The organism is Bacteroidota bacterium (genome assembly GCA_016706255.1).
GTDB lineage: Bacteria > Bacteroidota > Bacteroidia > Chitinophagales > BACL12 > UBA7236.
The window spans coordinates 1-24,731 of sequence record JADJJZ010000027.1; the positions used below are offsets into that span (position 1 = coordinate 1).

The 24,731-nt window shown below is 36.3% G+C and carries 33 protein-coding genes and 3 pseudogenes; 18 read left to right on the plus strand and 18 right to left on the minus strand.

Annotated elements, in window-relative coordinates; genetic code table 11:
• Positions 1–1,079 precede the first annotated feature (1,079 nt).
• The gene (locus IPI65_17485; protein ID MBK7443230.1) at positions 1,080–1,265 is read left to right on the plus strand and encodes a hypothetical protein; all 186 of its coding nucleotides are present in this window, start codon (positions 1,080–1,082) and stop codon (positions 1,263–1,265) included.
• Between the two features lie 276 nt (positions 1,266–1,541).
• Here the strand turns inward: IPI65_17485 and IPI65_17490 are convergent, their stop codons facing one another.
• Positions 1,542–1,703: a hypothetical protein gene (locus IPI65_17490; GenBank protein ID MBK7443231.1), complete on the minus strand. Its 162-nt coding sequence runs from the start codon at positions 1,701–1,703 to the stop codon at positions 1,542–1,544.
• Positions 1,704–2,576: 873 nt separating this feature from the next.
• Here IPI65_17490 and IPI65_17495 point away from each other — a divergent pair.
• The 14 genes and pseudogenes from IPI65_17495 (at position 2,577) to IPI65_17560 (ending at position 10,122) form a co-directional block, all read left to right on the plus strand.
• Entirely contained in the window at positions 2,577–2,789 is a 213-nt protein-coding gene (locus IPI65_17495; protein MBK7443232.1) for a hypothetical protein, read from the plus strand.
• 304 nt (positions 2,790–3,093) lie between these two features.
• Complete coding sequence (locus tag IPI65_17500; protein ID MBK7443233.1) at positions 3,094–3,285, plus strand: hypothetical protein; 192 nt, start codon at positions 3,094–3,096, stop codon at positions 3,283–3,285.
• Between the two features lie 125 nt (positions 3,286–3,410).
• Positions 3,411–3,662, plus strand: coding sequence for a hypothetical protein (locus IPI65_17505; protein ID MBK7443234.1), 252 nt, complete (start codon positions 3,411–3,413; stop codon positions 3,660–3,662).
• A 1-nt stretch (position 3,663) separates the two neighbouring features.
• Positions 3,664–4,320 carry a hypothetical protein gene (locus tag IPI65_17510; protein ID MBK7443235.1) on the plus strand — a complete coding sequence of 219 codons (657 nt, stop codon included), beginning with the start codon at positions 3,664–3,666 and terminating at the stop codon, positions 4,318–4,320.
• Positions 4,277–4,516 (plus strand): hypothetical protein, encoded by a 240-nt coding sequence (locus tag IPI65_17515; protein ID MBK7443236.1) that lies wholly within the window; start codon positions 4,277–4,279, stop codon positions 4,514–4,516. The genes IPI65_17510 and IPI65_17515 overlap by 44 nt, the downstream gene beginning before the upstream one ends.
• A 5-nt stretch (positions 4,517–4,521) precedes the next feature.
• Entirely contained in the window at positions 4,522–4,701 is a 180-nt protein-coding gene (locus tag IPI65_17520; protein MBK7443237.1) for a gliding motility-associated C-terminal domain-containing protein, read from the plus strand.
• Between the two features lie 60 nt (positions 4,702–4,761).
• Positions 4,762–5,424, plus strand: coding sequence for a hypothetical protein (locus IPI65_17525; protein MBK7443238.1), 663 nt, complete (start codon positions 4,762–4,764; stop codon positions 5,422–5,424).
• Between the two features lie 45 nt (positions 5,425–5,469).
• A pseudogene (locus IPI65_17530) lies at positions 5,470–5,820 on the plus strand (PKD domain-containing protein).
• Between the two features lie 379 nt (positions 5,821–6,199).
• Positions 6,200–6,304, plus strand: a pseudogene (locus IPI65_17535) (PKD domain-containing protein).
• Positions 6,305–6,346: 42 nt separating this feature from the next.
• Positions 6,347–6,898, plus strand: coding sequence for a gliding motility-associated C-terminal domain-containing protein (locus tag IPI65_17540; GenBank protein ID MBK7443239.1), 552 nt, complete (start codon positions 6,347–6,349; stop codon positions 6,896–6,898).
• 174 nt (positions 6,899–7,072) lie between these two features.
• Entirely contained in the window at positions 7,073–7,279 is a 207-nt protein-coding gene (locus tag IPI65_17545) for a cytochrome c (GenBank protein ID MBK7443240.1), read from the plus strand.
• 39 nt (positions 7,280–7,318) lie between these two features.
• A complete protein-coding gene (locus IPI65_17550) occupies positions 7,319–8,392 on the plus strand; it encodes an anhydro-N-acetylmuramic acid kinase (protein MBK7443241.1) in 1,074 nt (357 codons plus the stop codon).
• Positions 8,393–8,420: 28 nt separating this feature from the next.
• Entirely contained in the window at positions 8,421–9,428 is a 1,008-nt protein-coding gene (locus tag IPI65_17555; GenBank protein ID MBK7443242.1) for an NAD-dependent epimerase/dehydratase family protein, read from the plus strand.
• Position 9,429: 1 nt separating this feature from the next.
• Positions 9,430–10,122, plus strand: coding sequence for a noncanonical pyrimidine nucleotidase, YjjG family (locus IPI65_17560; protein MBK7443243.1), 693 nt, complete (start codon positions 9,430–9,432; stop codon positions 10,120–10,122).
• A gap of 91 nt (positions 10,123–10,213) precedes the next feature.
• Here the strand turns inward: IPI65_17560 and IPI65_17565 are convergent, their stop codons facing one another.
• The 5 genes from IPI65_17565 to IPI65_17585 all read right to left on the minus strand — a co-directional run bounded on the left by IPI65_17565 (position 10,214) and on the right by IPI65_17585 (position 13,382).
• Positions 10,214–10,579, minus strand: a complete 366-nt coding sequence (locus IPI65_17565; protein MBK7443244.1) for a hypothetical protein — start codon at positions 10,577–10,579, stop codon at positions 10,214–10,216.
• Between the two features lie 37 nt (positions 10,580–10,616).
• A complete protein-coding gene (locus IPI65_17570) occupies positions 10,617–11,294 on the minus strand; it encodes a phosphatidylserine decarboxylase family protein (protein MBK7443245.1) in 678 nt (225 codons plus the stop codon).
• 69 nt (positions 11,295–11,363) lie between these two features.
• Positions 11,364–12,200, minus strand: a complete 837-nt coding sequence (locus tag IPI65_17575) for a phosphatidate cytidylyltransferase (GenBank protein ID MBK7443246.1) — start codon at positions 12,198–12,200, stop codon at positions 11,364–11,366.
• Complete coding sequence (locus IPI65_17580; protein MBK7443247.1) at positions 12,197–12,397, minus strand: DUF2007 domain-containing protein; 201 nt, start codon at positions 12,395–12,397, stop codon at positions 12,197–12,199. The genes IPI65_17575 and IPI65_17580 overlap by 4 nt, the downstream gene beginning before the upstream one ends.
• Positions 12,339–13,382, minus strand: coding sequence for a CPBP family intramembrane metalloprotease (locus IPI65_17585; GenBank protein MBK7443248.1), 1,044 nt, complete (start codon positions 13,380–13,382; stop codon positions 12,339–12,341). The genes IPI65_17580 and IPI65_17585 overlap by 59 nt, the downstream gene beginning before the upstream one ends.
• A 53-nt stretch (positions 13,383–13,435) precedes the next feature.
• On the opposite strand from IPI65_17585, the gene dusB reads away from it, so the two are divergent.
• The 3 genes from dusB (at position 13,436) to IPI65_17600 (ending at position 16,385) form a co-directional block, all read left to right on the plus strand.
• Positions 13,436–14,434: a tRNA dihydrouridine synthase DusB gene (dusB, locus tag IPI65_17590; protein MBK7443249.1), complete on the plus strand. Its 999-nt coding sequence runs from the start codon at positions 13,436–13,438 to the stop codon at positions 14,432–14,434.
• A 45-nt stretch (positions 14,435–14,479) separates the two neighbouring features.
• Positions 14,480–15,403 carry a T9SS type A sorting domain-containing protein gene (locus IPI65_17595; GenBank protein MBK7443250.1) on the plus strand — a complete coding sequence of 308 codons (924 nt, stop codon included), beginning with the start codon at positions 14,480–14,482 and terminating at the stop codon, positions 15,401–15,403.
• Between the two features lie 70 nt (positions 15,404–15,473).
• Positions 15,474–16,385, plus strand: a complete 912-nt coding sequence (locus tag IPI65_17600) for a T9SS type A sorting domain-containing protein (GenBank protein MBK7443251.1) — start codon at positions 15,474–15,476, stop codon at positions 16,383–16,385.
• Positions 16,386–16,507: 122 nt separating this feature from the next.
• Here the strand turns inward: IPI65_17600 and IPI65_17605 are convergent, their stop codons facing one another.
• The 12 genes and pseudogenes from IPI65_17605 to IPI65_17660 all read right to left on the minus strand — a co-directional run bounded on the left by IPI65_17605 (position 16,508) and on the right by IPI65_17660 (position 24,580).
• Positions 16,508–16,882 (minus strand): hypothetical protein, encoded by a 375-nt coding sequence (locus IPI65_17605; GenBank protein MBK7443252.1) that lies wholly within the window; start codon positions 16,880–16,882, stop codon positions 16,508–16,510.
• A 370-nt stretch (positions 16,883–17,252) separates the two neighbouring features.
• Positions 17,253–17,828 (minus strand): hypothetical protein, encoded by a 576-nt coding sequence (locus tag IPI65_17610; protein ID MBK7443253.1) that lies wholly within the window; start codon positions 17,826–17,828, stop codon positions 17,253–17,255.
• Between the two features lie 84 nt (positions 17,829–17,912).
• Positions 17,913–18,266: a hypothetical protein gene (locus IPI65_17615; GenBank protein ID MBK7443254.1), complete on the minus strand. Its 354-nt coding sequence runs from the start codon at positions 18,264–18,266 to the stop codon at positions 17,913–17,915.
• Positions 18,267–18,762: 496 nt separating this feature from the next.
• On the minus strand, positions 18,763–19,770 hold the full coding sequence (locus tag IPI65_17620; protein MBK7443255.1) for a hypothetical protein: 1,008 nt from the start codon (positions 19,768–19,770) through the stop codon (positions 18,763–18,765).
• A gap of 87 nt (positions 19,771–19,857) precedes the next feature.
• Positions 19,858–20,064, minus strand: a complete 207-nt coding sequence (locus IPI65_17625; protein MBK7443256.1) for a hypothetical protein — start codon at positions 20,062–20,064, stop codon at positions 19,858–19,860.
• 172 nt (positions 20,065–20,236) lie between these two features.
• Entirely contained in the window at positions 20,237–20,578 is a 342-nt protein-coding gene (locus IPI65_17630; protein MBK7443257.1) for a hypothetical protein, read from the minus strand.
• Positions 20,579–20,615: 37 nt separating this feature from the next.
• Positions 20,616–20,897, minus strand: coding sequence for a hypothetical protein (locus tag IPI65_17635; protein MBK7443258.1), 282 nt, complete (start codon positions 20,895–20,897; stop codon positions 20,616–20,618).
• A gap of 36 nt (positions 20,898–20,933) precedes the next feature.
• Positions 20,934–21,704 carry a hypothetical protein gene (locus IPI65_17640; protein ID MBK7443259.1) on the minus strand — a complete coding sequence of 257 codons (771 nt, stop codon included), beginning with the start codon at positions 21,702–21,704 and terminating at the stop codon, positions 20,934–20,936.
• Between the two features lie 435 nt (positions 21,705–22,139).
• Positions 22,140–22,506 (minus strand): annotated as a pseudogene (locus IPI65_17645) (hypothetical protein).
• A gap of 231 nt (positions 22,507–22,737) precedes the next feature.
• The gene (locus IPI65_17650; GenBank protein ID MBK7443260.1) at positions 22,738–23,790 is read right to left on the minus strand and encodes a hypothetical protein; all 1,053 of its coding nucleotides are present in this window, start codon (positions 23,788–23,790) and stop codon (positions 22,738–22,740) included.
• A 170-nt stretch (positions 23,791–23,960) separates the two neighbouring features.
• Entirely contained in the window at positions 23,961–24,269 is a 309-nt protein-coding gene (locus IPI65_17655) for a hypothetical protein (protein ID MBK7443261.1), read from the minus strand.
• Positions 24,269–24,580 carry a hypothetical protein gene (locus IPI65_17660; protein ID MBK7443262.1) on the minus strand — a complete coding sequence of 104 codons (312 nt, stop codon included), beginning with the start codon at positions 24,578–24,580 and terminating at the stop codon, positions 24,269–24,271. The genes IPI65_17655 and IPI65_17660 overlap by 1 nt, the downstream gene beginning before the upstream one ends.
• Positions 24,581–24,731: the final 151 nt, after the last annotated feature.

Here is a 24,731-nt window from a genome sequence, read left to right on the forward strand (position 1 = left end):
CAAAACCTGCTCAACACCCATTCTTGATTGCGGGAAACGAATCGTATTATCATCGCCCCAATTACTTTGTTTTTGCGTTTCACCCCAAAGCAGATTTGATAAAGCCGTCGCGCAACTAAAATTTCATTTTACTCAGGCTATTAAACCCCATCTTAATTTAATTAATTGTGTTTGTCCGCCAATGGCGTTGCCGATCCATATGGAAATATAACATGTGCGCTGGTTCACCACCGCTTAATTGTCAGTAAATATTAATATCATCACAATTAATTGCATCATTAATGCGCACTAGAGCACTTATTGATTGGGTTCCTTCATTTTACCTGATGTAAAGCAGCAATGTGAGTGTTCATCTATAATTCCCGCTGTTAAATGTTTGCGGTTCCATCAATTACCCCAAAGCGTTTTTGCAGCAATATTTTTCCGATTTTAATAATTTTCCATATGATGTCAATACATCATAATTATTTAAAGTACCTTCTTTTCGCTTGTCAAACTGTTGAACACGATTTTTATAGAATATCCTGTTTGTTTTGGTGCTACCCAGCCACTTAAGCCTTCACGTGAGCGGATACATCACTTTTATCGCAAGGAGTGGTGTCTCGTTTTAAATTGTCGTCTTTTTTAAACATGCGTTGTTGCCAACGGCGCAATCCATTCAGCTAGTATTACCGTTAACATCGCTTTGCCACCAGAAGATTTTTATCAACATTCCAGCAAAGCCCCTTATTCTGGACCCAACTCAACTTCATCACTAAATGATATTGTAATGTTGCATCAAATATTTCGTTACTTTTAGTGTGATAAAGTATTTTTAATTGGACATATTCAAGTTATCAACTTGCCACTGATAACTACGTTCACACACACGATTACCAGCACTTTGGCAATTTCTATATACACCACGCATCAGCAGCTTCAGGGTTTGCTTTCCCAATATATTGTTGACCATTCACCCAGTTTTCATAAATTACGGCGTTTCCACATTAAAATATTTAGGAAGTAATATTCTGGATTCTGTGAAAGTTTTTCCACCCAAGCTAAAATTATACAATTGTTTTGATTAATTGTTTGCAGGAATGGCAATGAGACTAATTGCACCTGTAAAGCTGCATTTTCCAGCGCGTGCCGCTGACGAAAGCAAGCTTTACTATAAGGCAGTTAAAAAATCAGCTTTATTTTCAGACCGTCAGATGCCAGAAATACTGGAGATTTGGTTCAAACTTAACATCTTTGGTTGGCGTTGCCATTTCCCAATGTTTTAAAATCTGATATATTTAAGCAATTTTACATCAACTTAAGGATTCTTCTTTATCACGGGGTTTTTTGGATGAATTAACGGAATAGTTAACGATCTTAGCTCCACCACCTTGCTAGATTTCGTTCACTCGTTGGTACTCATTTGCACTACACTTTACTGACAAACTGAAAGCAATTCTTCACCGGTTTTATCCGCCGTATTTCCAGTTTTCAGTCGCGCCAAAAATTTGAACTAATGTTTTGCTGATTATTGATTGCCAGCAATGAAACATTTTTCAGCTTTATCTCCACCCTTCATACCAATCTGCATCATAAAATGTTTGTCGCAGTAATGCAATACTGCCCATTTCCGATGTAGGATAGTCCTGTGTTGAACCACCTTTCAAAAATGAATAATGATGCTCACTTTTTCTTTCAACACCATTTTCCGGAAGATTCGTCACCTAATAAAAACAAGCACCTGTTCCGCGCATAATGCCATCTTCACGATGTGTTAAACTATTTCAAAACCGCTCCACGAAATTTCCTCCTGGAAGCGGTATCAGGCGAAAAACAGTAAATGCCTGAAACTCAGGTGTAACGGCCTGATTCCAGTTTAGCATTGGTGTTATATTATTACCATTTGTGGTCCCCAGGACCGCGATCAGGATTTCTTTGCGGGAATTCCATACCCTCAATGAAATCGATAAATGAAGGATAAATATATTTCCTGTTAAATCAATAATCACGGCATCTGACGGAATGTAAACACTTGTACCTGCAGTAACAATTTTCCTGATTTAATCAACAATGGTTGCATCATTGGTTGTTGTTGGGTCAATTACTAATGTTGCATGCACAAATGCATATACCTTATCCCTTTCATCTGACCCGTTTACCGGATAGGTAGATTGTGCAAAGCCGAAATAACCAGCATTCCGATAAAAAACTCAATAAAAATTTTCATCATCGTGGTTTAAATAAACTTGCTTTGATAGATATTATCCTGAAAAGCGCACTAAGATAAAAATTGCCCTGATAATCAACGGTTAAACCTTTTTAAGATTTTTCCCCGTCTTATAGCCTAAATGACATAATTATGAACCATTTTAACATTTACGGAGTAACTTTAGCAGCAAATGTGGGCAAAAAAAAATTGGTTTATGTTTTATCATGGCTGTTCTGTGGGGCAATGTCTTTGCCTTTCACATTAAGGTGGTGAAATTATTTACACCCGCACTACAGGTAATAATTTCGACATTGCACTTAAAATTTACCGCGACTGTGCCGACTCGAAGCCGCGCCATACGACGATCCGCTGCAAATTTACATCTACGATGCGTCTTGGTGTTTTGATTCAAACACTGGACATTTATTTCCCGGTGCCGACCTTAATTGACCCGCAATTGTTAGCCCTGCATGAATGTTTATCCCGATTTATTGTGCAGGAAGCCATTTATGAAACCACAGTGAATTTACCACCCAAGGCAGGTGGTTACGACCTGTTTACCAGCGCTGTTGCCGAAATTCAACTATTATCAATATTGTAAGAACCTGTTGCTACAGGCGCAACATATACAACCCATATTCCAGACCCGGCGCTATTATCAATTCCAGTCCACGGTTTAATACGTTACCTCCCGTTTCATTGTGCGCAGGTTTCCCTTTGAATTTGACCATGCTGCTACTGACCCTGACGGCGACCAATTAGTGTATTCATTTACACCTTTTATTCGAGCAACTTGCGATGTGCCGACTGGACCCAGCGCCGGCTCCACCATTTAATGAGGTATTTTTACGCCACCGTTTAACGAAGGCTATCCCATTTCATCTGACCCGCTTTTACCATAAATAATGTTACCGGATTTATGGAAGGAACCCCGATATGATTGGGCAATATGTTGTTGGGGTAGAGGTAAAGAATACCGCGGCGGCGTATTAATCGGCACCCATTACCGCGATTTTCAGTTTAACGTTACCGACTGTGAGCCTACTGCAGTGGCTAATGCACCGAATGTTATAGAAATTGTTCAGATTATACCGTAACATTCGAAAATTATAGTTTTGGGGCAGATGATTACTATTGGGACTTTGGAGTTGATGGCATCACAACGGATACATCTACCCAAAATTTCCCACTTATATTTCCGGATACAGGAACTTACGAAGTTATGCTGGTAATTTTGCCCGGTTCCGATTGTTCAGATACCGACTATATTCAGGTTTTAATTTATCCCGGTTTTGAAGCTGCAATTAGTTTTGATAACACCTGCGCTCAAACTGAAGTGGCATTTACCGACCTCTCAACTACGGTATACGGAAATCTTACCAACTGGTCATGGAATTATGGTGATGGGGGGCGAGTTCAATTCAAAACCCATTTTATGCTTACGATGGCCCGGCGATTATATGATCATTTTTAACGTGACTAATTCGGTAGGCTGTGAGCTGGAAGTGATTGACACCATTACCATCTACCCAAAACCTTTCCCATTTTTAACTTTCGATAATGTTTGTGAAGACCAAATCGGTACAGTTTCAAATGCTTCTGTAATTATTGGAACTAGTGAAATCACCGATGTGGAGTGGATTACACCCGATGGCGGGGCTGTAAATGCGGAATCTTTTGATTATTATTTTGATACAGCCGGAGCTTACCCTGTTGCGTTAATTGTTACGAGTAATTATGGTTGTGTAGATACACTTTTTGATACTCTAATTGTTCCTCTACCCATAATAGCAACTGAAATTAACGATGTGACCATTTGTGAAGGCGACAGCATACAATTATTTGCCGACGGTGGAACCTATTACAACTGGTTGCCTGCTACACATATTTCATCGGCAACTGAGCAGTCACCTTATGTTTGGCCGACAACTACCACTGAATATGCAGTAATTGTTTCAGATGAATGTACGAGTGATACTGCATTTGTTATAGTAAATGTTTTACCTGCACCAAACCTGATTGCAGGCCCTGATACAATAGTTTATAGTAATCATCCGGTTCAGATGTATGCGACCGGAGGAATTAGTTATGAATGGAGTCCGCACAGGATTAACGGATGCTTTTATTCCTGATCCGATTTCGATGCCCGACGAAACGGTGCAATATATTATTACGGCTTCCGACGAATCGGGTTGTACGGCCGTTGATACGGCATTGGTATATATAATACCAAGTTGTTTTCATTATGTAACTGTGAATGCATTTTCTCCCAATGGCGATGGGGTAAACGATAGATTTCGCTTTGTAACTTCAGGAGATGAGAGCTGATTACAATGCAAATTTATAATCGCTGGGGAGACATTATATTTGAAACGACAGATCTGGAAAACGGGTGGGACGGCACCGACGGGTCAGGTCGTGAACAAGAGATAGGATCCTACATTTACCGCTTGATTACTATTTGTGATGGTATTCAACAGGCATTAAGCGGAAGTGTAACCCTATTACGGTAAAATTTATTTTCTTAACTTTAACACCTTAACCAAACTGCGCAATGAAAAAACCTCAGGCTTTTGCTCCTCCTCATCCCGATGCTTGCATGTATTCAACAGGTTAATGCTTCGCATATAATTGGTGGTGAAATCAAATATGAATGTATAGGTGAAAACCAATATCTGGTTACCCTAATTTTATATCGCGATTGTACCAGTCTTACCCCTTTTGATAATCCGGCTTACATGACCGTGTTTACACAAGATGGTGAATACGTTACAAATTTTACTTTAAGCGCTCCGGTATTATCGGATGTTCCTGCTGAATCGGATAACCCTTGTTTGGATGCACCCGATGATATTTGTGTTGAACAGGCCATTTATACTAAAACCATTACACTGGCTGCCTCTGAAGTAGGTTATTTATTGGTTTACCAAAGATGTTGCCGTAATGCAGGTATCGTAAACCTGAATGCTCCTGAAGATTCAGGTGCAACATGTACACAGGAAATTCCGCCAAATTCAGCGGCTGAATGTAATAATTCACCTTATTTTAATGATTTACCACCAACAGTAATTTGTTTAGATGACCCAATTGTTTTTGATCATTCAGCAACTGATATTGATGGCGACTCATTAGCATATTCATTTTCTGGCCTTATGATGGTGCCGACCCGGGTGCTCGGCTCCAACTATTGCATCAGACCCACCATATGTTGGTGTTGTTTATGCAGCAGGTTTTGATGAATTTAATCCTATTACTGCAGCACCTGCTTTAATGTTGATCCAATAACAGGCTTATTAACCGGAACTGCAATTGCAGAAGGAAGATATGTGGTTGGTGTTGTTTGTGAAGAATATCGCGATGGCATTTTATTAGGTAATCACATTCGTGATTTTCAGTTCAACGTTGTGGCATGTACACCGGCAGTTGTTGCACAGTTATCTATTGAAGATGTTATTTTTAATGATATCGATTCCACTGCAGTGTTTTTAGATTGCACAGATTTTTTGGTTGAATTTGATAATTTCAGCACCGGCGGTGACTCTTATTTCTGGGATTTTGGTGATGGCGGTACTTCAACTGAAGTAGACCCTACACATATTTATGCTGATACAGGAATGTATTATGTGACCTTGATTGTTAACCCTGGCTTTACTTGTGCAGATACTGCTTTAGGTGCTGTTGGTGTTTACAATACATTAACCGCAGCTTATGATTTTTCTGCAGGATGTTCAGGAACACCTGTTGTGTTTGATGACAATTCTACTTCAACTGAAGCAGGCGAAATAAATGCATGGGATTGGGATTTTGATGATGGTTCAGCATCAACGGATGAAAATCCTGAACATGAATATGCAGATGGTGGAACATATACCGTTACACTCACCGTGCAAACAGATAAAGGATGTGAATCTAGTATTGCCTATGATATTCTCGTAGAACCCGGACCTGATGTGGCTTTGATGTGGATGATGTTTGTCAGAACGTTGAAGCTGAATTCGATAATAATCAACCATTACAACAGGATCAATAAGTAGTTATGCCTGGGATTTTGGTGATGGTTCAACTTCGGCAGAAGATAATCCAAGTCATTTATATGGAGCACCGGGAACGTACACTGTTACTTTAATCGCTTTTTCAGCTAACGGTTGTTCGGATACTTTGATGCAGGATATTTATATCGGTGAATTACCATTTGCTGATGCAGGTGAAGATGACACTGTAGCCTATCTTGAAACCTTCCAGTTAAATGGTTCAGGTGTGGGTGATTTTTACTGGTTGGCAGGTAATCCGATTATTACACCGGCAAGTATTTCCAGTGTTACAGTAAATAATCCTACTGTAGAATTAACTGAAACAACAACATTTACATTAACCGTAACAAGCCCTGATGGTTGTTCAGAAACTGATGATGTTACCATTTATGTGACACAATATACCATTGTGGAAGTGCCTAATGCATTTTCACCGAATGGCGACGGTTATAACGATGAAATTTTTGTGTTGAATCACGAAGTAAGTGAGTTGCTGGAATACACCATTTATAACCGTTACGGACAAATTGTATTTACAACAAGCGATATTAATGGTGGTTGGAATGGTATGGTAGGAAATGATGAAGCGGAAATCGGTACTTATATCTACCTGGTTCGCGCTTATGATATGGATGGAGTTTTAATTCAACGACAAGGAAATATTACTTTAGTAAGGTAATTTCTCATACAACTTAATACTTTAATAAGTAGCTTTGCACTGAATTTTATTCAGCATGAAAAGCTACTTATTTTTTTGTAATTATTTCAGCACTTTCATTTGCAAGTTGCTCACAATCTGATAAATCAAACCCTGCAACTCCTGCTGCTGTTGTAACTCGGCGAACAGGTTTATATTAAACATTGCAAATTATGCCACGGCAGTAAGGGCGATCTTGGATTAAGTGGTGCTGCAAACCTGAAAATTTCAGCACTTAATGTTGGTGAAGTTACACAGGTAGTTGCAGAAGGCAGAAAAGCCATGCCGGCTTGGAAAAGTCAGCTTACACCTGAAGAAATTCAACTGGTTGCAAATTATGTTGTGACCCTGCGAAAAAATTAAATCTTGATACCCGAAAAAAAGTTGAACATAATTGGATTAATGTCGGGAAGTTCACTCGATGGGTTAGATATTGCTTATTGCGAAATAATTACCGGTAGTCGTTTTCAATTTAAAATTATTGCTGCAGATACAATTGCGTTTAATGAAAGTGAGGAATTAAAACTGCGCAATATTGTTCCCGATATTTTTAATGATTATAAATACGAACATCAATTTTTTGCTGAGTTATCTGCAAAAGCGGTAAATGTTTTTTTGGGAGATAATAATTTATCCAAGCCGGATATTATTGCATCACATGGACATACTGTTTATCATTTTCCTGCTCAGGGTAAAACTTGTCAGATTGGAGATGGACAATTACTTGCAGATTTAACCGGATGTAAAGTAATTAATAATTTTCGGCAGGCGGATATTAATGCCGGCGGCCAGGGAGCGCCATTGGTGCCGATTTGCGATAAATTGTTTTTTTCGGATTATCATGCCTGCTTAAACATTGGCGGCATTTCAAATATATCTTTCGAAACAAAAAACGGACGTATTGGTTTTGATATTTGTGGTGCTAATCAATTACTCAATTATATTGCATCAACAGTAGGTCTAGAATACGATGAAAACGGAGAACTGGCGGAAGCAGGTAAAATTGATATCGATTTATTGGATGCATTAAACAACTGCAGTTATTTTGAAATGCCTTATCCGAAATCGCTGGATAATCATTTTGTACGAAAATATTTTATTGACCGTATTGCCGCCTGTGATATTCCTGTTAACGATAAACTTGCAACGGCAACTGCACATATCGCCCAACAAATAGCAGCAGTAATAATTAAACATAAAGCAGAAATAAATAGTGATTATAAATTATTAGTTACCGGCGGCGGCGCATTTAACGGATTTTTAATTAGAAGCATTGAAGAAGCTGCACAAATAAAAATAAATTTACCGGCAACTGAAATTATTCAATTTAAAGAATCGCTGGCAATGTGTTTAATGGGGGCGTTGCGATTATTAAATCAACCAAATTTTTTACCTTCGGTAACAGGAGCAACTGTTGCTGTAAGCGGAGGTGAAATATTTTACCGAATACGAAACGGAATTAAAAAAATAAAATAATGTCAATACATCTGATTACCTTTCAATCATGATATTAGTAACCGGAGCAAATGGATTAGTGGGCAGTTATTTATGTCGTTTTCTTGTAAATCAGGGCAAGCAGGTGCGTGCCATTAAACGGCCTGAAAGTAATTTGCGTTTGGTTGCTGATATTGCAAATAAAATTGAATGGGTTGATGGCGATGTGAATGATATTGGCAGCTTGGATGATGCCATGCAGGGTGTGGAACAAATTTATCATTGTGCTGCGGTGATTTCATATGTGGGAAAAAATGCCAATCATTTAATGCAGGTAAATGTAGAAGGAACGGCAAATGTGGTGAATTTGGCGCTGGATAATAATATTAAAAAACTGGTGCACATCAGTTCCATAGCAGCATTGGGAAGAACCGGGAAAAAAGATGAAGTAGTAACCGAAGCAACACCCTGGGACCGCAAAAATTTAACCTCCGATTATTCTATCAGTAAATTTCTTGCAGAGCGGGAAGTGTGGCGTGCAATGGCTGAAGGATTAAATGCAGTGATTGTAAATCCATCTATAATTGTTGGTGCCGGAAACTGGGATAGTGGTTCCTGTAAATTATTTACAACTATTTACAACGGATTTAAATATTATACTAACGGTGTAACCGGTTATGTTGATGTTCGTGATGTGGTACAAATTTGTTACCGGTTAATGGAAAGCGAAATTACCGGTGAACGATTTATTTTAAATGCTGAAAATGTTTCGTATCAGCAATTTTTGGGCGACATTGCAAAAAATTTAAAGGTGCAGGGTCCAACGGTTTTGGCAGGGAAAACATTATCGGGCTTAGCGTGGCGGGCAGAATGGATTAAATCATTATTCAACGGAAAAGAACCATCTGTTACAAAACAAACTGCAACAATTGCAAATAAAAAAGTGTTTTTCGATAATAAAAAAATACGTGAAACTTTAAACTACGAATTTATACCGGTTGCAAAAAGTATTGCAGATGCAGCGAAAAGTTTTAATATGGAAAAACAAGATAACCAATTTCATCCCCTTCAATTTTAATATGGCCGGCTTAAAACATATTATTTTCGATTTAGATAATACCCTCTGGGATTTTTCAGGAAACTCGAAACGTATTCTTGCAGAAATATTTGAAAAATTTAATTTGCGGGAAGCAGGCATACCTGACTTTGATAATTTTCATCAGCAATATAAATTCAGGAATGAATATTTATGGAATCAGTATGCTTTAGGTAATGTAAGTAAAGATGAAGTGCGGTTAAATCGATTTTATGCTGCATTTAATGATTTCGGAATTAATAATTATGTTTTAGCAAATGAAGCTGCCGATCACTATATCTATCACACCCGTAGACAAACCGATTTATTACCCAATACATTGAATTTATTAAATCATCTCAAACAAAAATATCAGTTGCATATTATTACCAATGGTTTTGATGAGGTGCAATATTTTAAATTGGAGAACACAGGTTTGAAAAACTATTTCCATACGGTAACCACTGCAGAAGCTGCCAATGCATTAAAACCGAATATTCGCATTTTTGAATATGCTTTAAATGCAATAAATGCAGAGGCTGCTCAGTGTATGTATATTGGCGACTCACCTGAAGTTGACGGACATGGTGCATTAAATGCAGGAATGCAATTTGTTTGGCTTAATACCGAAGGCCGTGAAAACAAATTTAATTTCCGTCAGATTGCCGATTTGGGTGAATTGATAACGGTGCTGTAAGCAGAAATAATTTTCTGTACAAATATGCACTTCCTTAAATAAAAAAATCCCGCATTGCTGCAGGATTTTATTTTATAAATATTCTTTTAATTTAATTATCAGGTGTTTCATCAACTTTCATTGCTTCAGGTTTTGCGGCGCTTACACCCACAGAAACTGATTTGCAATTTTCACCGGTAGTTGCTGCTTCAGAAGTTGTAGCTGCTTCGGTTGATGTTGAATTTGATGCTTCTGTTGAAGTTGCTGCTTCAGCTTTGCTTGCACCATGACTGCAACATGCACCTGTTTTTGTTTCAGATGAACATTTTACGGTGTTGGTAGTAACATCTGCAGCTTTAATTACAGGAGTTGCCTGTTCGGTTGCTGTTGTTGTATTAGAAGTTGGAGCAGCAGTTTGAGCAAAAGATACCGAAGCACCAAAAGCGATTATAACTGCGAAAGCAAATAGTTTTTTCATAGTAACAAATTTATTTTATAGGATAAAAATAATACAATTATTTGGTTCTGGCAATACGCGCAATAACGGTTTGTCCACCTTTAACTTTTTCTCCGATATTCACCTCAACCTTTGAATCGAGTGGTAAAAATAAGTCTACCCTTGAACCAAATTTGATAAACCCGAATTCAGAGCCCTGGGTAACTTCATCACCTTCTTCAACATAAAACTTGATGCGTCGTGCAACGGTTCCTGCAATCTGGCGCATTAAAATTTCCATGTTATCATCCTCATCCTCAATTACATACGTAGTTCTTTCGTTTTCGGTAGAAGATTTTGGGTCCCATGCAAGCAGGTATTTTCCGGGATGGTATTTAAAGTATTTTACTTGTCCGCTGATTGGTGTGCGGTTAATATGCACGTTTTTCACGCTCATAAAAATCGAAACCTGTAATCTGCGATCTTTAAAATATTCGTTTTCGGTAGTTTCTTCAATTACCACAACTTTACCATCCGCAGGAGCAATAATGGCGCCTTCTTCAATAAAAAGACGGCGTTTTGGGTTGCGAAAAAACATCATCACAAACAAAATACCACCCAAAGAGGCGATTAAAATGAGGGTGTTGAACAGTCTTTCTTCCGGTAAAAAGTAGTGCGTGGCAAAATTTAAAGCGACTAAAAAGGCCAAAAAAGCGATAATAATGTTACGACCTTCTTTATGAATGAATCTTAGCATAGTATAGTTTCCCTATTGAATAGGGATGCAAAGGTAATACAATTTATACGTCATTTTTGTTCGGGGTTCCTAAACTAAGTTAAAGAAGTTCAAAACCCAGAGATAGGCTATTGAAAATGGCACTGCTATCACAAACCCGTCGAAACGGTCCAGAAACCCGCCATGGCCGGGTAAAATGCTGCCACTGTCTTTAATATGTATGCTCCGTTTCAGCAGCGATTCGGCTAAATCGCCCAAAGTGGCGCTCAGCGATACAATTATTGCCCAACCCATCCATTGAAACAGGGTTAGGTCGTCATATAACACACTTAAAATTACTGAGCAGACAATAGTCATCAACATTCCTCCCCAAAAGCCTTCCCAAGTTTTTTTAGGAGATATGCGTTCAAATAGCTTCGTTTTGCCAAAAAGGCGACCCGCGAAATAGGCAAATGAGTCGTTAAACCAAACCATAAAAAGTAGTCCTACGGCGAACCAAGTGTTTATGACATCCTCCTCTAATCCGTAATTGATATAATGGCCGAATGCCATCGGAATATAAATAATGCCCAATATGTTTAATCCAATATGTTGAAACGGATTGTCACGATTATAAAATATTTCCGCAATTATAAATCCCGCTAAAAAAGCAATATTTAAACCCCCAAGCAAGTTGATAAACCGAGCATCAAAAAAATATTTGTTTAGAATTATAAAAAATATTAAACCAACCAGAATTGCATAAACAATTTCGAAAATCGGTTTTTTTGTAGAAAGATTGCTAACAGTTCGCATATATTCAACATGAGTTGCAGTGCCAATCAAACCAAATACAATAACAAATGCCCACGCATCTAAAAATATGCTGCCTATAATAACGCCTGCACCAAGTAATCCTGTTATTATTCGTAACGCTAAATTTTTCATTCGGGTAAGTTATAAATAAAGTCAAGTGCTTCTTCAGCTTGTTTAAAATGGACGTATAACGATATTTCTCCGGATAATATTCCTTCTCCGTAAGGGTGAATTAATTTATCGAACAAAACAACAAATATTTTTTGTTCCTCAAGCATCTCCTTTATGTATAATGCTTTCAGATTGTCTGTCGTCGAATACACCATCATCCAGTCTTTTTCCATCTGCTAAACTTAAAGGCGTTTCAGTTCGTTGAAAGTACCGCAGCAATAAAAATACAAAAGGAATTGATATTAATGCGGCCCAGATGTTGGTTTCTTCTGTAATATTATCTTCAATCAAACCCTTGTTCAATAAGTAATACGCAATAACAGTAGCAATATTATTGACAAAATGGGCTAATATGGCACTCCATAAACTTCCGCTGTAAAAATATAAATACCCTAACAACGCGCCCATGAGCAGTCTTGGAAAAAATCCGAAAAACTGAAAATGTATAAAGCTGAATAAAAATGCGCTGATCCAAATTGCCAGGTGTGCATTTTTAGCTGCACGAAATATAATATTTTGTAATATGCCTCTGAAAAAAATCTCCTCACCAATTGCGGCAAGAAATCCAATAATCAAAACATTCAAAAGAAATCCACCAAATACAGTTGTTCGCAAAAAAACTTCTGTTTGCACTTTAGCTTGTTCTTCGAGTGAGCGCATGGTACTTTCCATTTCATTCCATGCAGCGGGTAAATGCAAATTTTGATTCCATTCATTAATTACGCTGATAATTGCACCTGATGCCATTACAATTAAAATAATGGTGCCAATGGAAACAGATTTTATTTTTTTGTCGAGCGATAAATAACTCCAAAAATTTTCTCCGCATAAATAAATGTAAATCCAGGCAACTAAAATAAACCGACCGACTGAAGTAGTAAACTGATAAATTTTTAATGCGCGTTCCTGTTGTAAAGTCACGCTGTCGCTGGAAGTAATTTTTTCGAATCCGGTAATAAAATTTAAAAAATCCATACCCGGAAATACGGCATTAATTATTTCAACCGCAACCATGGCAAAAATGGTTTCGCCTATCAGGTATATGCCTAATAAAATTAATAATTTACCGTACCATGGAATTGACTTGATGCTACCTTTCAATGGGTAATCTTTAAAGGTGTAAAAATAGGTAAATACGAGCATCCGACAAGCGCTTTAACCCTGTTTAACCACTTTCGCACTAACTTTGCACCCGCATGCCTCAAATAGGAGATATTAAATTGCCGGATTTTCCCATCCTGTTGGCGCCCATGGAAGACGTGAGCGACCCGCCTTTTCGCGTATTATGCAAGGAGTTGGGAGCAGATTTGATGTATACCGAGTTTATTTCTACTGAGGGTTTGATTCGAAATGCCGAAAAAAGTCTGAAAAAACTCGAATTCTACGAAGCTGAACGGCCAATTGGCATTCAAATTTTTGGCGCAGACATAGAAGTAATGAAGGGTTGCGCCGAAATTGTTGAGCAAGCAGGCCCCGATTTGCTGGACATCAATTTTGGCTGTCCGGTAAAAAAAGTTGTGTGTAAAGATGCCGGAGCCGGTATTTTAAAGGATATACCGCGTATGGTTCGGCTTACTGCAGAGATTGTAAAGGCCACAAAATTGCCGGTTACCGTAAAAACTCGCCTCGGCTGGGACGATAACTCCAAAAACATCATGGAAGTGGCTGAAAGGCTGCAGGATATTGGTATTAAAGCGCTTACCATTCACGGAAGAACCCGTGCACAAATGTATAAAGGTGAGGCAGACTGGACCTTGATTGGTGATGTAAAAAATAATCAGCGCATTCAAATTCCCATTTTCGGCAATGGCGATATAGATTCGCCACAAAAGGCATTGGCAATGAAAAACCGTTATGGGGTAGATGGCATTATGATTGGGCGCGCAGCTATTGGTGCACCTTGGGTGTTTCGTGAAATAAAACATTTTTTGGCCACGGGTGAAGAATTATCACCACCAACAATTGCCGAACGCGTTGATATTTGTCGCAGGCATTTAATTAAATCTATTGAATGGAAAGGACCGGTATTGGGTATTTTAGAAATGCGCAGGCACTATACAAATTATTTTAAAGGTATTCCCAATATTAAATCATACCGCAACCAACTGGTAACCGTAAATTCGTTAGAAGAAATTGATGAAGTGTTATTGGAAATAATCAGACTTTCAAATGACAATGTTGAGGTAGGAGTTTAAATTTTTTTGTATATTTATTTTCTCAATTATACAAAACCTCCTCCTATGAAATTAACAGGTATTTTATTTTTCCTTCTTTTATTAAATAGGCAAAGCATTGCACAATCATCAGAATTTGCACCGATTGGAGCGAAATGGTGGTATGGTTTCGCGTGGAATGGAATGGACTTTGAACAAATGTATTATTATCTTGAGTCAAAGCAGGATACCATTTTATTTGGCCAGGAATGTAAGCGTCTTGAAAGTAAAATTTTATATCCATTTAGTGAAGAAAAAGTAGCTGATATTTTTGTTTATCAAAGTGGAGACACTGTTTTTTATGCGATAGATTCATTAGCCGGAGAGTTGATGGATACCTCTTTTCATATTTTATATAATTTTGCGGCTGTGCCCGGCGATGTTTGGCCGCTCGGTATTGGCGACTATTTGGGGTATGAGGATATCATTTGCGGAGTAGAGCCTGAAGCATATGTTATAGTTGATTCGGTAAATGTTGAAACAATAGCCGGACTTACGCTCAAAAAAAGCTCTTTCCATTCAGAGTCATATTGGGGTTACTGGGATTTTGCCCGAGAGGCTTATGAAATATTTGGTAATAAAGAATATTTATTTCCCTATTCCGGATGTTATGTTAAAGATCCTTTTCCTAACTATTTGAATTGTTATGAAGACCCAAATATTGGTCTGATTCAATTTTCACCTTATGGTTGCGCTGAGTTTAGTGAAGTAATAACAGTTTCAAATGAATTATCTCTTTATCCCATGCCTTTTTCATCTTATTTTAATTTGAAAAGCGATGCCAAAATTGCACAAATTTCAATTTACGGTATTGATGGGGTTGAATTATATTCGACAAATAATGTTTATGCAACTACAGTAAATATAAACTCCAAAGTGAAAGGTGTTTTATTGATGAAATTAATTTATGAAAACAATAAAATTTCGTACGTCAATATAGTGAAGGTTTAAGAAGTAAACATTATTTGTTACATGAATTATTAATTATTTCCTCACTTAATTTTAATAAAATTAATGAATTATGAAAAATTATACCTTTTTAATTATAGCAATATTTTTTATTGATAGATGTTTTTCCCAAACAAATAATTTTGCTCCAATTGGTGCTACCTGGTATTATAGTGATATTTACGATATTGACTATGATGACACCTTGGACATAACCGGGTACAACAAAGTTGAAAGTATTGCTGATACCAATATCGGCGGAATAAATTGCAGGGAATTAAAATTTAGTTTTGTAAACCCCACCGGCGGTTTAGAAGGTGAGTTAAAATATTATGTTTATGAAAACAACGAAAAGGTTTATTTTTTAATTGGAGATAAATTTAAACTCGTTTATGATTTCAGTGGTGCAGATTGGTTTGCCCATGATGTGTATTACAACTTCGGTGATTCCACTTTGATTGAGGTTGATTCGGTAACTATGGAATTGTATGATGGGGTATTATTGAAAACCATTCATACCCATATCAATTTTGATTACGATTTGTTTTATACATCAAACACGATTGTTGAAACAATGGGCCCACTAGGTTATATGTTTTTATATTATGGTGGAGATGATTCTTTTCCGCCAAACGGATTGCGTTGTTATGCCGATGACGCAATTGATGTTCAAATAAACGAATCCATGCCATGTGATTCTTTAACGCCCGAAATAACCGCTATCAATCAGATAACAAACGAATTGGGAATAAATGTATATCCCAACCCAAGTAACGGAATTGTATTTGTTGATTGCTCAAACATTAATTCCAATGATAATAATATACTTATCATCGATATCACCGGTAAACAAATTTATTCAACAAATTTAACGGCTCAGAGTGTAAATAAAATTGACATCAGCTCAATTCCAAACGGATTATATATTGCGCAGATTAAAAATGGTGATGGGGTTTTGGATTCGGTTAAAATTGTGAAGGAGTGAAAATTATGAATGAATGTGCAAGAATAGGTTTGCTATTGTCATTCTTTATTTATTGGGTCAGATAACTATTAAATAAAGCAACAGCAATATTGTTTCAAATTTTGCTGTTGCCAAAGTAAATATTAGAACTTGCCGGTCATGAATTCAATAAGCTTTTCATCACTCATTTTATTCGAAGTAGACACTTCGGTTTTGCTATTCTTAAATTGAGGAGTCGTAGATAGGAAATGGATAAATTGTTCCTGGGCTTGTCCTGTACCTGTAACATGCACATGTGTAGCATTTACCAAATGTGATGCTATTTCTTTAAAAAATTTTAATTGTATAGATTGCTCATGGTTGTTTGAGGTTTTTTCGCTCGAATTTGGGGAATTCGTTTCCCCTTTTATGTGAGCAATTATCATTAATGGGCTGTCTTCTGTATTTCCGCCACCTACTACTGTCGCGTTATGGCCATCCATCCAGACCCCGAATTGTTTTTGATTGTTCATAATAATATTTTAATGAAACAATAAATGCCCAATAACCGTGCCTCAAGGGGCGATGGCGTATTAATGGAGAGAATTCCCGCTTTATTATCATCAAACGCTTAAATGCATGCGCCTTTATGAAAATAATTTTGCGGATGTTGTATAGAACAAAAGGTATAGATTTATTACCAATGCTGATTGAAATGATATTCTGATCTGATAAATATTTATCGATTGCACCACAAGCAAAAGAGTTTGCCAAATTGTTACGCACAGATAAAGAAGCCGTAATTATGCAACTTACACAATATTTAAAAAAGGATTAGTTTATTACGTGGATCTAAGAAGTTTTATTAGCATATTAAACCAAACAAATCGCCTGTTTTATTTTTTCCGTTTACCTATCCTCATTTTCAAACCAAAATTGTAATTCTCTTTTCCGATATGGTGAGATGCTTAAACTTGGTTGTATTCCGTCATAAATAGTGTCCGGGTATAATTCGAGTGCTAACCAGATATATTCTGAATGATACTGAAATGCCAATTTGGATGTCGTGTTTAAAGTTAGCTCTAAAAGTTCTCTTGATTGTGGGTTTTTATATTGAACTATAGCTAGATATAATACTCTAATCAACGAGTGGTTAAAGCCTGTGGATTTCTTAATTTCATCGGAATGAATGGCAGACAAATAAGTAAAAAATGCACTATCCGGAAAATATTTTACAGCTTGTAATCCATAATATTGAATGTTTTGATTGTTTGACGTGAGTCGTTCAATTATAAATTCTTTATCTTGTTGTTGCTGAAATTTTGAAAGTGCAATAAGTGCATTATCATCTTTTTCGTTAATTAATATTTCACGTATTCTATTATAGTAATGTGGTTCAGGTTTTATTTTTTTTAAAACTTCAGATTTAGCATTTAGTTTGACATTTTTACCGAATATTATAATACTATCAATTTTTTCTTTCAATTTCTGTAAGTTTATAAGCATCTAAATTAACATGTTGTGGTGTTACAACTTCAAGAAAATAATCGCCAACACTTAAAGAACTAATTAACAACCCTGAAAAGTTGGAATAATTGCAGTGTCTGTTAAATGCTTAATTAAAACCGAATAAATATTTGAATCCTTTCTTGTTGCCAGCGCCTCAAAAGAATAACAACGTACTACACCATTTTTGTGATCTGTAAGTGCTATAAGTTCTTCATTAGTTGCATGCTCCTTTAAAGCAATATATCTGTCCCATTGATCGGTCCTAATTCCTGCATATCCAACTCCTTCACTTTTCAGCACATTATCTTTGGCAATACCGTTTACGATTTTCTCAATTTCCGGTCTAACTGTTTGGCCAATTAGCGTTGACAAGACTGTTAGGGTATATATTAATAAGGTCGTTAATCTTTTCATTAAAACACTATTAATTTTTGAATATTTGTAAAGGTTGGGTGTTTTCCTAAATATGTTAATTCGAAGTTACAAATATTTCAGTAACTAAAAATCTCTCAGCAGAATAAAAAATCCACCTTTTGCAAATGTGTTACAGGCTGGGTTTCTACCACCCTTTTTTATAAGATTGATTTTCTAAAATCTATTTTTATCCAAATAGATAATGAGATGGCAAGCCCGATTACTGTTGCCCACGCATGAACGGGCATTCCAACACAAACGTTTATTCGAAGATACAAATTTTCCTAACCATCAGTCGCCACTGATTTGCGGTGCGCGAAACCCACCCTATTGTAAATGTGCTGTTATTCTGCTGTGGTTATTTCTATCCTATTCTTAATTTCACGTACCATTAATTACTTTTTTGTCCCAATTGATCAGTAGATTGCGAACTTCAGTCCAATACTTTTAGTTCGTCCAAGTTTCCTTGTCTTTAGCATTCACGAATTTTTCTCCATCAAAAATGCATAGTCCTTTGCCAACTTCCAAACCAAATTTGCCCTTTTTTATCTTCGAGAATACTAAGTGTGACATTGGAGGTTAAACCATCATCTGTTGTGAATTGCTTGAAATTATTGCCATCATAACGGTAAACACCATAACCTTCAGCCGTAAACCAAATATTCCCTTTGCTATCTTCATAAAAATTATAAGCTTCTACACCTGCGATAATTCCAGCCTTTGTGAAGTTGGTATATGTTTTACCATCAAATTTGCTCACACCGCCATTAAAAGTTCCAATCCATATATTTCCTTGTTTGTCTTCTAAAATATCTGCAGCGTTATTATCGGTGAGTTCTTTTTTAGCTGTTAGATGAATAAATACTCCATTTTTATATTTAAAAATTCCATTCCCATCAGTAACAAACCACATATTTCCTTTGTTGTCTTCAATGATTTTAAAAACCAATTTATCAGATAGCATCGGTTTTGCATTTTCGACTTTTGAAACTGGCAACGAAAAAGGTATAAACTTTTCCCCGTTAAAATGACTAACTCCGCCTGTCGCCCCAACCCAAATAAGTCCGTTTTTGTCAATTAATAAACCCCAAATTTCCGGATTCACACCTGGCAGTCCTTCTTTGAATGAAAATGTTTTAAATTTTACGCCATCGTATTTTATAAGTCCTTCGGATGTTCCGAACCAAATATTACCTACTTCATCTTCTACAATCTCTAAAACCCTAAAATGTGGACTGATACCTTCAATTGTGATTTTTTCAAGTATTCGTCCATCATAATGGATAATACCATTTCCATTTGTTCCAAACCAATAGTTCCCTTTTTTGTCCTGATACATTGACCTTACAAACTCACTAACCATTCCATTTAAATTGGTATGAATTTGCGGAAAGACTGTGCTTTGATTTACAGTGATTGGTTGTGTGTTTACTTCATTCTCCAATGTATCAGTAACAGATTTTTCTTTCACTTGTCCTGTGCAAGATGAGAATTGAAGTGTCAAAAGAACCAAAATTAAATTTGTTGTTTTGAATAATATCTTAATGCCAATGTTTATCATATTGTTGCTTTTATACGCAGTTATGTGCCGTTATTCTTGTTTGATATCTTTCAGCTTGTTGGTCACTAATTGCCATAATTTTGTTTTAGGATGATTGTCCTTGTCTGTCGCCCAATAATAATCTTGAAGTCTTGAACAGAAGTATTTTGTTGTAGGTGAATAAAATTGAATACTATATCCCATACTGTGACTCATACCATATGATGGCTTTGGGTCAGTTGTTACAGTTACGCACATTTGCGATGTGCTGGCATTTTATAATAAATGTTCATTCGAAGATACAAATTTTCTATAACCATCAGTCGCGGCTGATCTGCCGAGCACGAAACTCCGCTTAGCGCAAATCTGCTATTATGTGTTCGTGCAACTTCCCATCCTGATTGCGACAGCCTGGAATTACAAATTCTGTTTATTCATTTCTATTATTTGTCTTAGTAGTGTAGCATATTATCCAATAATAAGTCAAGTTGAAAAACTTAATTTCACCGCCAATGTCTTTAAGTTTCTGTTGTAAAAATATTTCTGTCGGGAAGTTTTTCAAAACTAAATGGGTAGTGTTGTCTTCAAGCTTTCTTGTCTGAAAGCTGTTGCCCTGTTCGTCCCTTTTTGTAATAGGAAGATTACTCCCTTCAACAAAATTGTTATCCATAAAAACTACTGTGCCACCAGGAGAAACCAACCTGTTTACTGTTGTAAGAAAGTTGTCAAGGTCTTGCAGTAAAACATGACTCCAAATAAACCCGCCAAACAAAGTTTCAAATTTATTATTGCCAGAAAAATTGTAGATGTCAGCAATTCCAAACGAAACTTGCTTGCTTGAGAAATCTTTTTCTTAGCAATTTCAATAACAGATTCATTGATGTCGGTCGCAAAATAGAAGTTGCCGTTACAGCAATTTTCTCTGTCCAATAACCTGTTCCACAAGCAATTTCCAATACTTGTTTGTCGGCAAAAATTTCTTGCAAAATTGTTGCTGCACTTTTCAAATCCTCTTGGCGTTCTGGTTTAGAATATATTTTCTCATATTCTTCTGCTCTGTCTTTGTAGTATAAAACTAGGTCGGTATTCATGTTGTCGAATGTTTTAATTCTGTTTCTTTCCTGCAGTCAGTTTGATGTTAGTATGTCGCCAGCTAACATTTTACAACTACTAAAAGTTGGCGATTTCGAAGCACAGAACTGTCTGCCTGCACAGCACTTAATAGGATACCCCAAATTCATTAACCACTGAACCATCAACTTCTCTAGTATCATTTTTTGAATATTAATCCTGTTTAATTTTTTGGATAAGATGAGAATATCAGGTATATACAACAGGGCCATGTAGTCTAGACGGTGGAATTTATTTACACGGAATGCTAATGACTTCTCAAAGTCTGAGTTTTCGTCAAGGTATGTTGAAGTTGTAGAAACAATATTTTTAATTATTTCATTTACTATTTCAATATTGTCATTAAGATGTAATGAATACCAATATTCATCTCGTTGGTTTTCCCACTCACTTAGATTTTCTACCGTCTCTGCAATAAAAGCTAAATTTGAATTGTCATTGTGGTAATAATAATCAGGTGAATAGTCATATGTTTTTCGAATTCTGGAGTATTCTTCATTCTCGACCTTTAAATGAATTGCAAATTCAACAACTTCATCTTTGTAATTTTTACTATTTGTTCTAAACCATACAACTTGTTTAAAACTTCCAACATTACGTTCAAGTTGCATTTTTGTTTTAACAAATGAGTAGCCTAAATAAGAAATTTCTGGTAAAATATAGGTTTCAATTATTTTAACAATTCGGTCTCTTGGTTTTAAGTCCCTAAACAATTGATTTTTGTTTGAGCGAAGCCTTTTTACATAGTCACTCAGTTTGTAGTCCATATTAATATCTTTTTAAAATTGGCTATAACTATTTGCAAATTTGCGATGGACGGGTATTCAAACGCAAACCGTTTTTCGAAGATACAAATTTTTTGTAACCATCAGCCGCCGCTGAGCTCCAAAATATGAAACCCCGCCGAGTGTAAATGTGCTGTTTGCGGTAGCTTCATTTCTTCAATCGATATAAGATAACATTCTATCATAAGTCTTTTATTTTATTTTTGCCTAAGATGTATGGCCAGTGATTTATTTCATAAGTTTCCGAAGTAAACAATCTTATCGCAATACGAAATGGATGAATTATTTCATTCTCTCCTCCACTAATTGCTATTAATTGTAATTTTTCAGCAGTCTCATCGTGTAGTTAAGCACTAAACCCCATTTTGCCAATCTGTTTTTAGCGGTTCGTTGTTTTTTGCCTTGATATTAATCTGTTTATCTCCCTTGTAAATTAAAAACTGTTCCTGCTGGGTCCTGAATCCAATGCATATTCTTAGGAAGTTTTTCAATTTCGTCACACGTCTCAACGCCATTCAATAGCAAATAACTTGTCGCGTCTGCTACGTCTGGAACAGTAAGCTGCAACCAGGTTTCTGAGTGTGTATAGTTGTCAACGCAGTCTAACCAAATAACAATATTACCAAACTTTACTTCATGAGTTCTGGAAATGGTAGGGTTGTCAATTGGCTTCTCTTCAACTTCTAACTTCAAAATATTTTTGTAAAAAGCAACCGTTTGGTCGTACTTTACTTTTCGGAATTTTAATCGCAATATTAATTCCGGCTTCAAATTTTATATCCATTGTCGTTTTGATTTTTCTATGCCAAATTACTGTTTTTTCAATTCTTTGGTTCTGTCGTGGGTTCGTTCTGTGTCTTTTTGCAATGACAGCTACTGTGTTGCAGCTACCCGAAGGGCGGGACTTTTACCGGCAAGACTTTATTTAAAAAATAATGTTTGATTAACCAAAAAACTGTCATATGAGGCATTGAAACGCCAATTTCTTGAAGGTGCTGTTATGCGTTCCTATTTTTTACCAAGGTCCGTTCTTTGTAACATTTATAAATCTGTCATTTTCATAACGATATGCTCCACCATACCCCACAAACCAAAGTCGTCTTTGCCGGTCTTCGTAAATTTGAAAAGTCAGCGGACCATAATTTCCTTCTTCTATTCGATATTCAGTGAGTTTCTCACCACTTAATCTGTATATACTGCGAGAGCAGTTAAACCAGGTATCACCCTTAAAATCCACAATTATACTGCCTGTTCCTTTGCTTTCTTCAAAATGCAATTCTGAAATATTGGTAAGGATATTCTCTTTGAGATAAAAAAGTCCTTTTGAAGTCGAAACCCAGAATCCACCTTTTTTGTCTTCAACTATTTTGCTAACAAAATTTGTTGGAACACCTACTTCGTTTGAAATATTCTTTAAATTTTTATTTGTATATGAAAATATACCTGCATTAGTACAAAACCATATTGTTCCCTTACTATCTTCAAGTATACTATGAATCATTTTGGTACTTGATACACCAACAGTTGTATCCATCTTCCCTTCCGGCAGGTCGAAATTATTGAATACTTTTCCATCAAAAATACAAACACCTTCTATGGTCCCAACCCAAACATTACCATTGACATCCGTCTCAATGCACCAAACATCATTGCTTATTAAGCCATCTGATTCGTAATAATTGGTCACAGATGTACCGTCAATACTGCTAATACCATCAGTATGTCCAAACCAAATTATCCCATCTTTATCTTCTGCAATGTCTTTAATTGTTACTCTTCCGCCTGATTCGCTTCTAATGCTATCAATATAAATTAACGAATCGCCAGCTAGTTTGAACGCTCCCCCCTGGGCTCCAAACCAAATGTTTCCCTTGCTATCTTGAAAAATAGTCCTTACAACGTCACTTATCTGATTGTTGAAATTTGGAAATATATCTGTTCCCTTTTCTTTTATTATATTTTGTTTATCAGTTTTATTCGCTTGCCCATTACAAGACGTTATAAAAAAACAAAACGCAATACCTGTAAACCATTTTATTCCGTAAAATGATGAATTCTCTTTTTTCATTGAATCTCTATTTATATGACGCACAATGTTTTTTGCAGATTTGCGATGAGAGGGAATTTCGTCACAAATGTTTCATTCGAAGATACGAACTTTCTTTAAACATAAAGCTGACCATGGCGAAAACCCGACTATTGCAAATGTCCTGTTATAGGACGTTTTTTTGTCCATTGTCATTTTGGAAATTTTGATAAGTCCAACCCAGTAGATTCAACATAAATTTCGTCAAAGTCAGCGGAGTCAGTCACACCAATGCCACCTTCCGGTTTTAATTCTGTGTTATCCTCAAGAATAATTCGAAAATTAAAGTTGTCTATGTTAGAAATTCCTTGCTTCTCAAAATGTTGTTGGATAGTCGGCTGATATTTTTTGTAATTATGGTTTGCAATTAAGTTACCGCCAATTCCACCCATACTTTCATCTATGATTGAAAAATTCACTTCTCCAATATTATCATTGTCTATGTATAGATAACCTTTCATTAATCTTGTCCTTCAATTGTAATATTTAAATATTCGCTCTCTATTTTGAGTCCGAGTAATAGGCCAATGATTTCATTGTCGCCAGAAACTATGAGCAGTTTGTATTTATTATCTTCACTTGAAATTTCAACATCTTCTATCGCTTTAATTCTAAAGGTCATTGAAAGTGATTGGTTAAATGGCACATTTATGAACCAATTTTCTTGCACTGTACCTTCTTTTAATTTTCCGATTAAATAAAATTCATTCCTGCGTCTAATCGCAAAGCTGTCAATTACCTCAAATTGTCCTTGTCTTATTTCTGTGTTCATTGTCGGTCTCCTTAAAATGCCCTGTAACAGCGTTATATACACAACCTCATTACACAAATTTCTCCCATTCAGCATTATTTACGCAATAAAGTAAGATGCTGCCCAAAATTTGATTGCCAAAAATATGCGTTATTCAATAGTTCAACGCCAT

What these genes read in the sequence shown, in the direction of transcription:
- IPI65_17625 (MBK7443256.1), bottom strand. Translation starts at nt 20,064, where the DNA reads ATGTGCGTAACTGTAACAACTGACCCAAAGCCATCATATGGTATGAGT.
- IPI65_17640 (MBK7443259.1), bottom strand. Translation starts at nt 21,704, where the DNA reads ATGGACTACAAACTGAGTGACTATGTAAAAAGGCTTCGCTCAAACAAA.
- IPI65_17595 (MBK7443250.1), top strand. Translation starts at nt 14,480, where the DNA reads ATGAAATTAACAGGTATTTTATTTTTCCTTCTTTTATTAAATAGGCAA.
- IPI65_17600 (MBK7443251.1), top strand. Translation starts at nt 15,474, where the DNA reads ATGAAAAATTATACCTTTTTAATTATAGCAATATTTTTTATTGATAGA.
- IPI65_17495 (MBK7443232.1), top strand. Translation starts at nt 2,577, where the DNA reads ATGCGTCTTGGTGTTTTGATTCAAACACTGGACATTTATTTCCCGGTG.
- IPI65_17635 (MBK7443258.1), bottom strand. Translation starts at nt 20,897, where the DNA reads ATGAATACCGACCTAGTTTTATACTACAAAGACAGAGCAGAAGAATAT.
- IPI65_17555 (MBK7443242.1), top strand. Translation starts at nt 8,421, where the DNA reads ATGATATTAGTAACCGGAGCAAATGGATTAGTGGGCAGTTATTTATGT.
- IPI65_17660 (MBK7443262.1), bottom strand. Translation starts at nt 24,580, where the DNA reads ATGAACACAGAAATAAGACAAGGACAATTTGAGGTAATTGACAGCTTT.
- IPI65_17550 (MBK7443241.1), top strand. Translation starts at nt 7,319, where the DNA reads ATGTCGGGAAGTTCACTCGATGGGTTAGATATTGCTTATTGCGAAATA.
- IPI65_17505 (MBK7443234.1), top strand. Translation starts at nt 3,411, where the DNA reads ATGCTGGTAATTTTGCCCGGTTCCGATTGTTCAGATACCGACTATATT.
- IPI65_17650 (MBK7443260.1), bottom strand. Translation starts at nt 23,790, where the DNA reads ATGAAAAAAGAGAATTCATCATTTTACGGAATAAAATGGTTTACAGGT.
- IPI65_17655 (MBK7443261.1), bottom strand. Translation starts at nt 24,269, where the DNA reads ATGAAAGGTTATCTATACATAGACAATGATAATATTGGAGAAGTGAAT.
- IPI65_17565 (MBK7443244.1), bottom strand. Translation starts at nt 10,579, where the DNA reads ATGAAAAAACTATTTGCTTTCGCAGTTATAATCGCTTTTGGTGCTTCG.
- IPI65_17580 (MBK7443247.1), bottom strand. Translation starts at nt 12,397, where the DNA reads ATGATGGTGTATTCGACGACAGACAATCTGAAAGCATTATACATAAAG.
- IPI65_17485 (MBK7443230.1), top strand. Translation starts at nt 1,080, where the DNA reads ATGGCAATGAGACTAATTGCACCTGTAAAGCTGCATTTTCCAGCGCGT.
- IPI65_17570 (MBK7443245.1), bottom strand. Translation starts at nt 11,294, where the DNA reads ATGCTAAGATTCATTCATAAAGAAGGTCGTAACATTATTATCGCTTTT.
- IPI65_17585 (MBK7443248.1), bottom strand. Translation starts at nt 13,382, where the DNA reads ATGCTCGTATTTACCTATTTTTACACCTTTAAAGATTACCCATTGAAA.
- dusB (MBK7443249.1), top strand. Translation starts at nt 13,436, where the DNA reads ATGCCTCAAATAGGAGATATTAAATTGCCGGATTTTCCCATCCTGTTG.
- IPI65_17515 (MBK7443236.1), top strand. Translation starts at nt 4,277, where the DNA reads ATGAATGGAGTCCGCACAGGATTAACGGATGCTTTTATTCCTGATCCG.
- IPI65_17520 (MBK7443237.1), top strand. Translation starts at nt 4,522, where the DNA reads ATGCAAATTTATAATCGCTGGGGAGACATTATATTTGAAACGACAGAT.
- IPI65_17575 (MBK7443246.1), bottom strand. Translation starts at nt 12,200, where the DNA reads ATGAAAAATTTAGCGTTACGAATAATAACAGGATTACTTGGTGCAGGC.
- IPI65_17560 (MBK7443243.1), top strand. Translation starts at nt 9,430, where the DNA reads ATGGCCGGCTTAAAACATATTATTTTCGATTTAGATAATACCCTCTGG.
- IPI65_17500 (MBK7443233.1), top strand. Translation starts at nt 3,094, where the DNA reads ATGTTACCGGATTTATGGAAGGAACCCCGATATGATTGGGCAATATGT.
- IPI65_17615 (MBK7443254.1), bottom strand. Translation starts at nt 18,266, where the DNA reads ATGAAAAGATTAACGACCTTATTAATATATACCCTAACAGTCTTGTCA.